Annotated in this window: 14 protein-coding genes; 5 read left to right on the top strand and 9 right to left on the bottom strand. The window is 59.0% G+C overall.

Annotated elements, in window-relative coordinates; genetic code table 11:
- Window positions 1-3: 3 nt before the first annotated feature.
- The gene (locus GS612_RS12835; RefSeq protein WP_171229369.1) at window positions 4-600 is read left to right on the top strand and encodes a TetR/AcrR family transcriptional regulator; all 597 of its coding nucleotides are present in this window, start codon (window positions 4-6) and stop codon (window positions 598-600) included.
- Window positions 601-699: 99 nt separating this feature from the next.
- On the opposite strand, the gene GS612_RS12830 is transcribed toward GS612_RS12835, so the two are convergent.
- The 7 genes from GS612_RS12830 to GS612_RS12800 are packed head-to-tail and all read right to left on the bottom strand — an operon-like array spanning window position 700 to window position 7,678.
- Complete coding sequence (locus tag GS612_RS12830; protein WP_171640807.1) at window positions 700-1,755, bottom strand: aldolase/citrate lyase family protein; 1,056 nt, start codon at window positions 1,753-1,755, stop codon at window positions 700-702.
- Window positions 1,756-1,766: 11 nt separating this feature from the next.
- A complete protein-coding gene (gene hpaH / locus GS612_RS12825; protein ID WP_171640805.1) occupies window positions 1,767-2,567 on the bottom strand; it encodes a 2-oxo-hept-4-ene-1,7-dioate hydratase in 801 nt (266 codons plus the stop codon).
- Window positions 2,564-3,418, bottom strand: coding sequence for a fumarylacetoacetate hydrolase family protein (locus GS612_RS12820; RefSeq protein ID WP_171640803.1), 855 nt, complete (start codon window positions 3,416-3,418; stop codon window positions 2,564-2,566). The genes hpaH and GS612_RS12820 overlap by 4 nt, the downstream gene beginning before the upstream one ends.
- Complete coding sequence (locus GS612_RS12815; RefSeq protein WP_171640801.1) at window positions 3,415-4,812, bottom strand: pyridoxal-dependent decarboxylase; 1,398 nt, start codon at window positions 4,810-4,812, stop codon at window positions 3,415-3,417. The genes GS612_RS12820 and GS612_RS12815 overlap by 4 nt, the downstream gene beginning before the upstream one ends.
- A gap of 58 nt (window positions 4,813-4,870) precedes the next feature.
- Window positions 4,871-5,713, bottom strand: a complete 843-nt coding sequence (hpaD, locus tag GS612_RS12810; protein ID WP_171118157.1) for a 3,4-dihydroxyphenylacetate 2,3-dioxygenase — start codon at window positions 5,711-5,713, stop codon at window positions 4,871-4,873.
- Between the two features lie 54 nt (window positions 5,714-5,767).
- Complete coding sequence (hpaE, locus tag GS612_RS12805; RefSeq protein ID WP_171640799.1) at window positions 5,768-7,276, bottom strand: 5-carboxymethyl-2-hydroxymuconate semialdehyde dehydrogenase; 1,509 nt, start codon at window positions 7,274-7,276, stop codon at window positions 5,768-5,770.
- Window positions 7,277-7,279: 3 nt separating this feature from the next.
- Window positions 7,280-7,678, bottom strand: a complete 399-nt coding sequence (locus GS612_RS12800; RefSeq protein WP_171229363.1) for a 5-carboxymethyl-2-hydroxymuconate Delta-isomerase — start codon at window positions 7,676-7,678, stop codon at window positions 7,280-7,282.
- Between the two features lie 105 nt (window positions 7,679-7,783).
- Here GS612_RS12800 and hpaR point away from each other — a divergent pair, with 105 nt between their 5' ends.
- Window positions 7,784-8,224 carry a homoprotocatechuate degradation operon regulator HpaR gene (gene hpaR / locus GS612_RS12795; protein WP_171640797.1) on the top strand — a complete coding sequence of 147 codons (441 nt, stop codon included), beginning with the start codon at window positions 7,784-7,786 and terminating at the stop codon, window positions 8,222-8,224.
- A 33-nt stretch (window positions 8,225-8,257) separates the two neighbouring features.
- Here the strand turns inward: hpaR and GS612_RS12790 are convergent, their stop codons facing one another.
- Together GS612_RS12790 and GS612_RS12785 are read right to left on the bottom strand one after the other, a co-directional pair.
- Entirely contained in the window at window positions 8,258-9,610 is a 1,353-nt protein-coding gene (locus tag GS612_RS12790; RefSeq protein WP_152460585.1) for an aminotransferase class III-fold pyridoxal phosphate-dependent enzyme, read from the bottom strand.
- Window positions 9,611-9,644: 34 nt separating this feature from the next.
- Window positions 9,645-10,424 (bottom strand): IclR family transcriptional regulator, encoded by a 780-nt coding sequence (locus GS612_RS12785; protein WP_171640795.1) that lies wholly within the window; start codon window positions 10,422-10,424, stop codon window positions 9,645-9,647.
- 108 nt (window positions 10,425-10,532) lie between these two features.
- Here GS612_RS12785 and GS612_RS12780 point away from each other — a divergent pair, with 108 nt between their 5' ends.
- The 3 genes from GS612_RS12780 to GS612_RS12770 all read left to right on the top strand — a co-directional run bounded on the left by GS612_RS12780 (window position 10,533) and on the right by GS612_RS12770 (window position 13,590).
- Window positions 10,533-11,462, top strand: coding sequence for a tripartite tricarboxylate transporter substrate binding protein (locus GS612_RS12780; protein WP_152460587.1), 930 nt, complete (start codon window positions 10,533-10,535; stop codon window positions 11,460-11,462).
- Between the two features lie 63 nt (window positions 11,463-11,525).
- On the top strand, window positions 11,526-12,062 hold the full coding sequence (locus tag GS612_RS12775) for a tripartite tricarboxylate transporter TctB family protein (RefSeq protein WP_171640793.1): 537 nt from the start codon (window positions 11,526-11,528) through the stop codon (window positions 12,060-12,062).
- 7 nt (window positions 12,063-12,069) lie between these two features.
- Window positions 12,070-13,590, top strand: coding sequence for a tripartite tricarboxylate transporter permease (locus GS612_RS12770; RefSeq protein WP_171640792.1), 1,521 nt, complete (start codon window positions 12,070-12,072; stop codon window positions 13,588-13,590).
- Window positions 13,591-13,594: the final 4 nt, after the last annotated feature.

The following is a 13,594-nucleotide window of genomic DNA, read 5'->3' as shown; positions in this document are numbered from 1 at the left end:
GCCGTGGCCCGTACAATCGCCAAAGATCACGACCAGAAGCGGAAGCAAATCCTGAAAACGGCCGCCAAAGTGTTCGCCGACCAAGGGTTTGATCGCGCCTCGATGACCCTGTTGGCAAAAGAGTGCGGGATTTCCAAGGCAAACATCTACCACTATTACGACAGCAAGGATGCCATCTTGTATGACATCCTTGAAACCTACCTGCGCGAGCTTCGCGACCGTATCTGCAATGTGGATCTGAACGGTCTTACGTCTGAACAGAAGCTGCGGAAAGCGGTGCGCGAAATCCTGTTTGCCTACCAGGGCGCAGATGACGAACACCGGGTGCAGATCAGCGGCATGAGCGCGTTGACCGAGGAACAGCAGAAACTTCTGCGCGGGTATCAGCTGGAATTGGTAAATTTTGTGCGCGACATCCTGAAAGAGCTGGCCCCGACAGCCTTCAACGATGACAAGGACAAGCTGCGCGGCACCACGATGTCAGTTTTTGGGATGCTGAACTGGTATTACATGTGGAACAGCGGAGCAGGGCCCAAGGCCCGCGAAGACTATGCCGATCTGGTCAGCACTCTGACCGTCCATGGTATCCACAAGCTCTAGCTGGGGCCTTTCGGGCAAAACCGGTCCAAATCCAACACAGGTGTGCCTGCCTTTGACCCGTTGCCACAGTGGCAGGTTCAGGGCCGCAACGTGTTTCCCTCATCCTGACCAATCAATGCGGAACTCTTCCCGAAACGCAAAACGCACCAGATGAGCCTCGATGACCTGTTGCCATCGGGCCAGATCACCGCGCGCCCGGGTGGCGGCGGTTACGGTCAGGCTGGTATCGCCTGCCGAAAGGGTGACGCGGTTCCCGTCCGGAAAGCTCACGCTGCCTTGTGTTTCATCGAATGTTACCTGAGCCTTGTGCGACCAGTGTTTGCAAAGTTGTTGCAGGTATTTCGACGCCGCGCCTGTCTGCGCGATTCCCGAAGCCACCTGATCGGGCAGCAGGCTGAGCCCATCAGCGGCAGCGGCCCGGATTGCCTTGGCGAACAAAGTCACATCGATGTCCGTGGCCACGAATGTCGCCCCCAGATCCAGGCATTTTCGCTGCATAACCGGGTCCAGCGACAATATCCCTGCCGGCTTGCCTGCCGCAACGATGCGCCGGATCGCATCAAAAACGGCCTCGATCACGTCCGGGTGCCCGGCATCGCCGATATGGCCCATATCTGCGGCCAGATCCGACGGGCCGACGAACACCCCATCGACGTCAGTCGCCAGTATGTCGTCCAGCGCCTCCAGCCCAAGCCTGTTTTCGACCTGCACCAAAAGACAGATCTGGTCGTCCGCCGTTTTCAGATAATCCGGGATAGCCGCAAAACGCGAAGCCCGCGCCAAAGCGGAACCTACGCCCCGAACGCCACGGGGTGGATACTGCACGGCCCGCACCAGTTCGCGCGCCTGATCGCCGCTTTCCACCATCGGCACCAGAATATTCTGCACACCGGCATCAAGATATTGCTTGATCATCCAGGTCTCGCCAATCGGCAGGCGTGCGACGGGGGTACTGCCAGATCCTTCAATCACCCTCACCTGCTCGAGGATCGAGCGCAGATCGTTTGGCGCATGCTCTCCGTCGACCAGCAGCCAGTCAAACTGCGCAGTTGCGGCGATCTCGGCGGTGTAGGCATTGGCCAAGCCGATCCAGCACCCGATCAAAGGGGTTCCCGACGTCAGCGCGGCCTTGAACGTATTGATTGGCGCAGGCATTGGCGCTCCTTTCAGGCGAAATTGATATCGACTGAGCCGAACGGTCCGAAATCCGCGTGGATTTCTGTTCCCGAGGGGCATTCGACCGGGCGGATGAAGCTGCCGGACAGAACAACCTGGCCCGGCGCGATGCTCTGACCGTATTGCGCCATGCGTCGCGCCAGCCACACGACGCTTTCGACCGGATCGTTCAACACCCCCGCGCCCAGACCGGTTTCCTCGATCTCGCCATTGCGGAAGGTCAGCGCGCCAACCCATCGCAGATCAAAGGCATCCACCCTGTGGCGATCGTTGCCCAAAACGATACCGGCATTGGCGGCATTGTCACTGATCGTGTCAAAAACCGTGCGGGCTTTGCCGGTTTCGGGATCCACCCGTTGAATCCGCGTATCCAGAATTTCGATGGACGGCGCGACGTAATCCGTCGCCGCGATGATATCTGCGCGGGACACGTTTTCCGCGCGTATGGCCGATTTCATGACAAAGGCAATTTCGGCCTCGATCCGGGGCTGGATGAAGCGCCCGGCCGGAACGGTGGCACCCTGTGCAAACACCATGTCGTCAAACAGAATTCCACTGTCAGGAATGTCGATGTTCAACGCGTGTTGCATGGCTTTCGAAGTCAGGCCGATCTTCCACCCGATTACCTTGCGCCCTTCCGACAGTTTCTGGCGACAGATGGCGTTCTGCACCTCGTAAGCGTCATCCATGCCCATCTCGGGGTGGCGCAGGCTGAGCAGGCCAATCTGCTGATGCGTTCGTTCCGCCTGCAACAGGTCAGCGGCCGCGCGCGCATGGTCTTCCGGCGTCATACTTTTTCGTCCTCGACCGTGTTTCGCAGAGTACCGATACCGTCGACCGAGACCTCGACCACGTCACCGGGTGCCAGGTATTTCGGCGGATCGAACCGCGCGCCCGCCCCGGTCGGTGTACCGGTCACAATGATATCACCGGGCTGAAGCGTCATGAAAGTCGAGATATATTCGATCTCGCGCCGGATCGGGAACATCATGCGGTTCAGCGTATCATCCTGTCGCAGCTCGCCATTCACACGGGTTTGAAGACGCGCCTCATCCAGCTGAGCCGCATCCGTGAACGGAACCAGCCACGGGCCGATCGCCCCGGACTTGTCCCAGTTCTTGCCTTGTGTGACGTTGAACTTGGCGTGCCTAACCCAGTCGCGAATGGTTCCCTCATTGCACAACGTCAGCGCGGCGATGTGATCATACGCGTCCTGCTGCGGAATGCGGCGGCCCGCCTTGCCAATCACGATGGCCACTTCGCCTTCGTAATCCAGCGTGTGGTTTTCCGGCGGGCGGATCAGAGGCCGGTCATGGCCGGTAAAGCCACTGGCGAAACGCGGGAACAGGGACATGTATTCGGGCTGCGCGCTGCCATCTTTGTACTCCGCGTTCCGGTCGGGAAAGTTCACCCCGACGCAAAGGATACGTCGCGCATCCGGCATCACCATGTCATAGGCGAAATCGGGATGGGTGACTGGTTTGCCCCCGGCCGCCTCTGCCAGCTGATCGAACGCCCCGGCCGCGATCACCTCATAAAGGCTGTCGTGTTCCGGGAATTCCTGGTTCAAGGCAATGGCACCACCGTCGGTGATTGCCCCGAAGAAACGTTCTTCGCCCGATACGAAAGTGGCAAACCTCATTTCATGGCCTCCCACACGTCCCGGATCACGTCCGCCGCCATCAACACGTCATCGCGGGTGGTATCGAACTGCCCGACCTGAAAGCGGATGATTTTGCGGCCGTCGAACATGCCCTGCGTCAGGTAAATCCGGCCATCGTCATTCAGCGCGTCCACCAGACGCTGCTGCTGAGCATCGTCCCCCGGGCAGCGGAAGGAAAACAGGCTGAGGATCGGGCCGGTTGTGATCTCGAACCCCTCGATCGCACCAATCTTTTCCGCCAGTTCGCCGGCCCATGCCACATGGTTGCGGATGCGTTCGCGCAATTCCTCCAACCCATATGACCGCAACAGGAACCAGATTTTCAACGCCCGGAACCTGCGGCCCAGCGGGATGGTCCACTCTGAGTAATTCGTCACCTCGGCTCCGGTCGTCTTGAGGTATTCCGGTTCGATTTTCAGCGTATCGAGCTGCGGCGTGGCGTCCCTCAGGAACTGGATCGCACAATCGAATTGCGCACCCATCCACTTATGCGGGTTGAAGACGATGCTGTCATAGCGGTCGGCGCCCTGCCACAGAGCCCTGCGGAATTCGGGGCAGATCATGGCCGAACCCGCCCAAGCGGCGTCAAGATGGGTGTAGAGGTCGTATTTTTGCGCAATATCAGCCACGGCCATCAGATCATCGCAGGCCCCCACACCTGTGCCACCGGTAACCGCAACGATCCCGGCCGGGACATGTCCGGCGGCGATGTCATTCTGAATGGCGGCCTCAAGCGCCGAGGGGACAATTCCGAAATTCGGCCCCTGCGTGGGCAACTTGACCAGATTGTCCTGACCGATCCCGGCAACCCAGCATGCCCGGTCAATCGACGAATGCACCTGATCGGAACAATAGATCCGCAACGCTCCCTTCGCGTTCAGGCCCTCCCGGTTGCCGGTAAAGCCGGTGGCCCGTTCCCGCATGGTCAGTACCGCCGACAAGGTGGCCGAAGAGGCGCTGTCCTGTATGACGCCGGTCATACCCTCGGGTAATCCGAGGGCCTGCCGCAGCCAGTCGACCATGACGCCCTCGACCTCGGTCGCGGCAGGCGAGGTCTGCCACAACATGCATTGGGCCGCGATGGTCGTCACCAGCATCTCGGCCAACATGGACGGGGGCGCAGCGTTGGCCGGGAAATACGCAAAAAAACGCGGATGCTGCCAATGGGTGATGCCCGGCATCACGATCCGTTCGAAATCGGCCATGATGGCGTCCATCGGCTCGCCTGTCTCGGGTGGCGTTGCAACAAGCTGTGCCGCGATTTCCCCCGGCGCGGTCTGGGCCCGCACGGGACGTTCAGCAAGTGTCCTGTGATAATTCGCCGCCCATTTCGAGATGTGCTGACCCCAATACGAAAACGTGTCCCAGTTCATCTACTGACTTTCCTTTGTGACGGGATCACCGCCAAACCCTTTTGTTCCGTTGCGTGCGTCACACCGAAAAGCTGACATTGGCCTGACCGGTGCCAGAGCTGCCGAAATACGGGGTGTAAATGTCGATCTCACCCTTGTAGCTTCCCCAGCCCAACGCACCAAACAGCAAAGCGGTGTCATTCATGGCGCATTCACCGGTGCATTTTTTTGCATAGTCCGGCAGCATTTCCAGAAACTCTTCAAATCGGCCCTGCTGCCACAGCTCCAGAACGCGCATGTCCATCTGGCGGTTGAACTCGCCATTCACGGCATTCAGCCCGTCGACCGAGCGTTCATTCGGCGTAAAGTCGTGGCTGAGCGAGCCGGACGCCAGAATGGATACATTGCGGTCCGAACGTCGGATACCTTCGGCAATGGCCTCGCCCCAGGCCCGGTTTTCCGCAATCGACGAGAATTGATTGACCGCCACCGGCAAAACCCGGGCATTCACGCCATCATTGATGAAATGCATCGGCAGCAGGGTGCCGTATTCCATGCCCATGTCGGGGTGCGAATGGCCCAGCGCCCGCTCTCCCCGTTCGCGCAGAACGTCAAGGATGGTTTCCCCAAGTTCATGATCGCCGCGATAGTCGAATTCCATATCCGCCAACATATGCGGCAGTTCGTGACTTATGAACCGGCCCTTGTGATGTTCCTTCGTGTTCAGGTGAAACCCTTGATTGGTGATCCAATGGGTGTCGAACACGATGAACGTCTCGACCCCGCGGTCGATCGCGTCCTGACGCAGGCGTGCATATCCATCAATGGCGGATTGCCGGATGCCTTTGTACTTTGGCATCGTGTGGGACATCCAGATGCTGGGCACATGCGTGATCTTTGCGGCCTGTACTATCTTTCCCATGGCAATTCCTCCTCGTGTAATGGGCTTGCCCCGGCCGGGGTCGGCCTGCGTGATCTATTTACCCAACTGCATGATGTCGTGCTGACCGGTGGCAAAGCCGATATGTTTCTGTTCCATATAGAATTCAAAGCTCCAGTCGCCGCCATCCCGGCCGATGCCGGACGCCTTGACCCCACCGAACGGCGTGGGCAGGTGACGCACGTTCTCGGAATTCACCCAGATCATTCCAGCCTCCAGCCTGTCTGTAAACCGAAGCGCGCGGGTCAGATCATTGGTCCAGACATAGCCGGTCAGGCCATACGGCGTGTCGCTGGCGATCTCCAGCGCCTCATCCTCGGTCGAGAACGGGATCGAGGTCAGGACAGGGCCAAATATCTCTTCTCGCGCGATGCGCATCTGGTTGGTGGCATTGGTGAACAGGGTCGGCCGGACGAAATAGCCCGCATCCCCCACCGTGACGCCGCCAGCGGCGACAGTTGCGCCATCTTCCTTGGCGATGTCGAAATAGCTCGTAACCTTGGTGTAGTGTTCTTCGGTCACCAACGGCCCGATCTCGGTCTCGGGGTCCAAGGGATGGCCCACCTTGATGTTGTTGACGCGCTCAATCAATCTGGATTCGAAGTCTTCCTTGATCGTGTCCTGCACCAAAAGCCGCGAAGACGAGGTGCAGCGCTCGCCATTGATCGAATAGATCATGAAGATCACGGCATCCAAAGCACGGTCCAGATCCGCATCATCAAACACGACAACCGGGTTTTTTCCACCTAGTTCCAGATGGTTGCGCTTATGGGTATCTGCGCCTTGCTTGACGATCAGACTGCCGGTTCGGCTTTCGCCCACAAAGGCAATGGCCTTGATCAGCGCATGCTCGCACAAAGCCTTGCCAGCGTCGGGGCCAAACCCGTTGACCGTGTTCAGCACACCTTTGGGCAGCCCTGCCTGTTCGGCGATTTCCACCAGAAGACGGGCCGTCAGAGGGGAATCCTCGGCGGGTTTGTGAACCACCGTGCAACCCGCAGCCAACGCAGGCGCGATCTTCCAGGTCGACAGCATGAACGGCGTGTTCCACGGGGTAATCACGCCAACCGGGCCAATCGGCACACGGGTCGTCACATTCATCAGCGTCGGAGACTTCAGGTGCTGCCCATCCCGCGCCTGAATCACCTGATCCGCGAAATACCGGAAGTTCTCTGCCCCGCGCAAAGCTGCCTTTGACATGAAGCGCAGGGTCTGCCCCGTGTCCCAACACTCGCACAGTGCGATTTCCTCGGCGCGCGCTTCAATGGCATCAGCCACATTCAACAAGATGCGACGGCGTTGGGTGGCGGGCATGTCTCTCCACTCTGCAAAGGCTGCGTGGGCGGCCTTGGCTGCCGCGTCAATGTCATCAGCCGTGCCATGGGCAACATCACAGATCACGGATTTATCGACGGGCGAGACCGACTGAAAAACTCCGGCGGATCCGTCCCGGTCTTCACCCGCGATACGGTTGCGGATGCCCGTTTCCCGGAACCGGTCCAGAAAGCCGTTCAGCTTTTCGATGTTTGTGTCCAGTGCGCTCATGCGTCAGGTCTCCTGCGTGGTCGCCGACAGGTGGTCGCGGATCGTACCGGCCTTGGGCGACAGCTTGGGGTCGATGTCACGCATCTCAAGCGAGAGCGCGATGGAATGCTGTGAAAAAACCGGCGCCAGGTATGTTTTGACCGCCTCGAATATGCGCTGTGTCGCATCTTCTTTGACATCCGCGGATCGGCCCGCCCGCAGGCGGATCGAGATATCAATGAACCCGTGCGCCGGGTTGCCGTCCGCTATGGCGTAATGATCGACCCGTGTCGCGCGCACACGAATACCGGGCATGGGAAAGGTCTCGATTCCAGCCGCCGTTGACCGAATGCACTCGCACAGGCCATCCATGTCGATCCTGTCTTCAAGATTGCCGGAATATTCGACATGGAAGTGAGGCATGGTCTCTCCTTTATTAGTTAACATGTTTAGTTTTTAATGCACCCCCTGTCAAGAGATTGCTTTGTTAATCTTTGCAATTCACGGAACGGCGTTCTAGAAGGCCGCATGAACACTCAAAGCCATTCCAAAAGCACTGCCCGGTCCCTTCCGATCGCGTTGTTGCGTGCCCGTGAAACCGTCATGGCTCCGATCCGGGATATGCTGCAAGGCATCCAACTGACCGAGCAGAAATGGCGCATCCTGCGCGTTCTGGACGAGTTGGGCGAAGTGGAGCAAAGCACCATCGCGCACGAGGCGTGCCTGCTGCTGCCCAGCGTGACCCGCATTTTGCGCACGATGGAGGCCGACGGCCAGATCACCCGCCGTCAGGACAGCAACGACAAACGCCGCACCATGGTCAAGATCACCGAAGCAGGAAGCGCCATCCTCAGGGAAAACCTGGCCACTTCACTTGCGATCTCCAGCAATATCGAAGCGCAGATGGGCAAGGAGAAGCTGGATCAGCTGCTGAATCTGCTCGAGGAGCTGCAAGCCATCAAAGTCTGACCCCGCCAGGTTCCGACGGGGTCGGTTGACCGCCTACAAAGTGGCAAGACCGGTATCCAGCGCCGACAGAATTTTGGCCACATCTTCCGAAGTGACGATCAGCGGCGGCGACAGAATGATGTTGTTGCCAGACACACGCACCATCACGCCATCTTCATATGCGGCTTTCTGAACCTGAAGCGGCAGGTGTTTTGCGACAGGCGCCTTGGTCGCCCGGTCCGAAACCAGTTCCAATGCACACATCAGTCCCTCGCCGCCCCGCACGTCCCCGATCGCGTCATGCTTGTCGGCCAGCTTTTGCAACCCGGCAAACAACTCGTCCCCGCGCGCAGCAGCATTTTCCCAGATCCTCAGCCGGTTGATCTCGGACAGGGCGGCCAAGGCCGCGGCCGCCCCGACCGGATGGCCAGAATAGGTGTACCCCTGATCCACGGACGCCAGGCCCGTGGTGTCACTTTCAAACACCTCTGCGACCGCACCGGAAATCATGGCCGCGCCAAAAGGGAAATACCCGTTGGTGATCGCCTTGGCCGTCGTCATGATGTCGGGCTGAACACCCCAGTGCCGCGCACCGCTCTCGCTGCCGGTACGACCAAAGGCGGTGATGATCTCGTCCGAGATCAGCAGGATGCCGTGTTTCGAACAGACCTCGCGCACCATGGGCATGAAGCTCTTGTGCGGCGGGATCACCCCCCCGGCCCCCAGCACCGGCTCCATGATGAAGGCCGCCACAGTGTTTGCACCCTGAAAAGCGATCTCGGCCTCAAGCGCCTTGACGCAAAGCTGCGCCAGACGCTCGGGGTCGGTTTCGTCAAACGGGTTGCGATAGGTCCACGGCGCAGGCACGTGAAAACAGCCGGGCATCATCGGCTCATACACCGCGCGGAATTTCTGGTTGCCGTTGACCGAGGCGGCAGCAAAATGGGTGCCGTGATAACCCTGCTTCAGGCTGATGAACTTGGTGCGCCCTGCTTCACCCCGGACCTTGTGATATTGACGCGCAAGCTTCAGCGCAATTTCGACCGAATCCGACCCGCCCGACGTAAAGAATGAACGGGTCAGCCCGTCGGCCTCGAAGAACTGGGCCAGCTCATAGGACAGCTCGATCGCCTTGTCGTTGCTGGTGCCGCGAAAGGTCGAGTAATAGGGCAACGCGTTCAGCTGATCCGCTATGGCCTGTTTCACCGGTTCACAGGAATAGCCCAGATTGACGTTCCACAACCCCCCCACGGCGTCCAGCGCCGTGTGGCCATCGACATCAGTGATGTTGACCCCTTCACCACCGCTGAGAATGGTCGGTGGGTTCTTCCGGCTGTCGGCAGGGTGCGCCATCGGGTGCCAGAAGTACCGGGCGTTGTTTTCCTTCAGAAAGTTGGAGTCTTTCATGTCGCGGGTCTCCGAGTGTTGAATCCGCCCCGGGTCACGGGTGGAATCCGGTTGGAAAGGAGTCGGGCAACTGGCCGCCAAAACCAGCAGTCAGATCAGCCGAAAGTGAATGCAACGTGGACAGTATCGCCGGAAGGCGGTCGCTGGTTGCCCGGGCTTCCGGGACAGCTATCGCGATGGTACCCAATGCGACCTGATCAATGCCGAAGATCGGCGCGGCATATCCAAAAACACCTTCTTCGTAACTGCCACGGCTGTCGGCCCAGCCTGAAACTCTGATCTTTGCGACTCGTTCCCTGATAAGCTTCGGATCAGTAAGCGTGGCTTGCGTAAACCGTGCCTGCACGTGCTGATCCAACTGCTCCAAAAGGTGAGCCGGCCCGAAACTGAGCATGCAAAGACCTGATGCCGTCGCATTGAGCGGAAGCATCTCGCTGGGATCCAGACTGACACGGACACTGTGCAGCGTTGTTTCCACCACAAGCGCCGTCTGCAACCCCGTTTTCTCAAGCAAAGACAGATGCAGGGATTCACCGACCACCTGCATGGCGGCCTGCATCTTTTGGCGCGCGCCCTCGATGCCGGGCCTGGCGATCTCTCGCAGCGCGGCCAAACGCAAAGCCGCCGGCCCGATCGCATAGGATTTCGTCATCGGATTCTGCTCGATCAACCCGAACTCCTCGAGCGCGCGCAGGTGCCGCAATGCCGTTGCTTTGTTCAGCCCGGACAACCGCGCAAGGTGACTCAGCCCGATCTCCGGGCGGGCATTGGAAAAGTAGTCCAGCATTTTTAGGGCGTTAAGGGCTGTACCCATGTGCGTGTGGTCCTCTTGCTCAGGTAATACTTGACAGAACTAACTTAACAAAGCAACATTATTATTGTTAACACGGTTCAAATAATGAACCGCTAACGGGAGGTGTCAATGAAGAAATTTCTAACAGCCGCCGCTTTTGCGGCTTCGGCCACGGCCGCACTGGCTGAATACCCTGAAAAGCCGGTAAGTTTTGTCGTCCCCTGGCCTCCGGGTGATCTGGAAGATGTCCTTACCCGGATGATCGCCGACGAATTCCAGGCCATGTACGGTGTGCCTGCCGCTGTCGTGAACAAACCCGGCGGCGGAGGCGGCCCATTCCCCGGCGCGGTCGAGGTGGCAACCGCTCCGGCGGATGGCTACACCATCGGCTCATTCGTCATCGGCGTACCTGTCATCGGTCCCGAAATCGGAATTCCCGAACTCAACCCGAATCCTTTTGATCCAATCGGCATCTTCCTGACCTATCCCTTCGTCATCGCAGCCAGCAAAGACGCGCCGTTTTCAAATTGGGAAGAGCTGGCCGACTACGGCAAGGAAAATGACGTGGCGCTTGGCCATTTCGGATCGGTTCTGCCCCCCACTCAGGTCACATTTGCGGCTGCGGTCAGCAGCGGGTTCGACTTTGCCAGCGAAGCGGCTTTCGACGCCCTGGATTGCAACACGCTGGCCTCAGGCGACGTGGATGTCATCAATACGACGCTACAGCTTATCCTTCCCTGCCTTGATCAGGTGAATGTCCTTGCCAGCATCGGCGGCGAGCGGATTTCACTGGTTCCGGACACGCCGACGATCGTGGAGCTCAATCCGGATCTGCCATTGGCCCTTTGGAACGGGCTGTTCGTGCACAAGGACACGCCCGCCGACGCGCGTGAAAAGATCTCGGCTGCCGCGCAGAAAGCGTTGTCCTCGGACAAAGCCAAAAAGCTGGCTGAGGAAACGGGCGCCCTGATCTACTGGCAGGACCCGGACGCTTCGAATGCTCAGATCGAGCAGGACAAAGCCTCTTTCGCCAAGATCGAAGAGATTCTGGGCGAATAATCCGAAACAGGCCCGGCCAGATCGAACAACGCCGGGTCTGTTTGATTCAAACAGGAGGCCAAAATGATAGCAAAGACGCTGCAAGACATGTTCCGACGGTATCGACGTCCTGGCGATATTGTCTTTGCTTTCCTTTTCTTCGGCTTCTCCCTGTTCCTTCTCAGCCAGATCGGCGCTGAGACTCAGGCCGTCAAACGAACCAAGTGGTTTGCGCAACCCGCCCTGTGGCCCAAGATCGCGATCTGGGGCATGGTTTTGTTCAGCGGCCTCCACTTGCTGGGCTCCTTCCTGTCCCCACGCATTCCCGGACGGTTGCGAGAGGTGACGTTCTGGTTGATGTCCGTCGAATACGTTGCCTACTTCCTGATCTATGTCGTGGCGGTTCCGTGGCTTGGATACCTGCCATCGACCATGCTTTTTGCAGCCCTGCTGACGATTCGATTGGGGTTTCGATTGCCCGGGGCTTTTTGCGTTGCACTTGGCTTCGGCGCGGTCGTGGCAGTCGTTTTCCGCGCGTTGCTTCAGGTAAACATTCCTGCCGGTCGGATATACGAATTCCTGCCCGACGGGCTGCGCGCCTTTGCGCTGACCTACCTGTGAGGCCAAGATGGACAATCTGATTTCCGGCTTTGCAATCCTGGCGCAGTGGCAGGTCGTCGTGGCGCTGATCATCGGATCGGTGGGCGGGGTCATCATCGGCGCGTTGCCCGGCGTCGGCGCTGCTGTCGCAATTGCCATCCTGCTGCCCGCCACCTTCGCGTTCGAGCCCATCGTCGGCCTGACCCTTCTGCTGGGCATCTACGGGTCGTCCATGTATGGCGGCGCAATCCCCGCCATCCTGATCAACACGCCCGGTACGGCCGTCAACGCACTGACCACCTATGACGGCTATCCCATGACCAAGCGCGGCGAGGGCCACCGGGCCCTGTCGCTGGCCTATTCGGCGTCGTTTTTCGGCGGCATCTTCTCAATCCTCTGCCTGATCATCCTGTCACCCGTATTGGCCTGGGTTGCCCCGCATTTCGGCAGCCGCGAGATTTTTCTGGCCGCACTCATGGGCATCCTTCTGGTGATCCTGGCCCATCGCGGGCAAACCTTCTCGGCCGCGATGCTGGCATTCTTCGGCATCTTCCTCAGCACCGTCGGTCTGGAACCCGTCAAATACACCAAACGTTTCACCTTTGACCAAACCTGGCTTTCGTCAGGTGTCGATCTGATCGTGGTGGTTCTTGGACTGTTCGCCATCAGTCAGGCGCTGCTGTTGCTGGTCGACAAAGAACACGCGCCGGGCGAAGCCCATGTGCGCGGCAGCATTTTCGCGGGCCTCAAAGAGCTGCTGGGACTGAAACGCATCGCGACGGTTTCGTCATCGCTGGGTGTGCTCATGGGCATGATACCGGGTACAGGCGAATTCACATCACAGTTCCTGTCATACACATACGCACAGAAAACCTCTGAGGACCCGGACAAATTCGGCGATGGGTCACCCGAAGGCCTGGTGGCGTCCGAGGCGGCCAACAATGCCGTTCCCGGGGCTGCGATGATTCCACTGCTGGCGCTGGGTATTCCGGGCGAGGCGCTGACCGCGATGATGCTGTCGGTCTTCTATGTTCACAACGTGATCCCCGGGCCGCAGCTTTTCGCCGACCAGATGGATTTTGTCATGGCGCTGTACATGTCGCTGATCCTGCTCAACGTGATCGTTCTGGTCTTTCTTTTGTTCTCGACCAACCTGTTGCTGAAGATCATTCAGATCCCGACGCGCTTTCTGGGGATCATGATCCTGACGCTGTCCTTTGTCGGTGTATTCAGCCTGCGCAACTCAGTCACGGACTGTGCCATTGCCGCCGGGTTCGGCGTGTTCGGGCTGATCCTGAAGCGCCTGAACCTGCCGATTGTTCCGATCATTCTGGGCATGGTTCTGGGCGGGATCATGGAAGTCAAACTGCGCAGCGCCATGGCGCGGGTGAAGTCGCCACTTGATTTCATCGACCGGCCGATTGCCGCAATGCTTTTCATCATGATCCTCGGGATCCTTCTGCTGCACGTTCGCTCGCTGATCAAGGAACACAAGGAACGTGTCAGACCGCAGCCGGTTCTCGACGAAGACTCAACTCAGCAAGGATAACTCC

The sequence above is a fragment of the Ruegeria sp. HKCCD6157 genome (genome assembly GCF_013110685.1).
In the GTDB taxonomy this organism is placed as follows: Bacteria; Pseudomonadota; Alphaproteobacteria; order Rhodobacterales; family Rhodobacteraceae; genus Ruegeria.
Note: the sequence above shows the minus strand (reverse complement) of the source record. Positions and strands in the feature narration are given on the sequence as shown.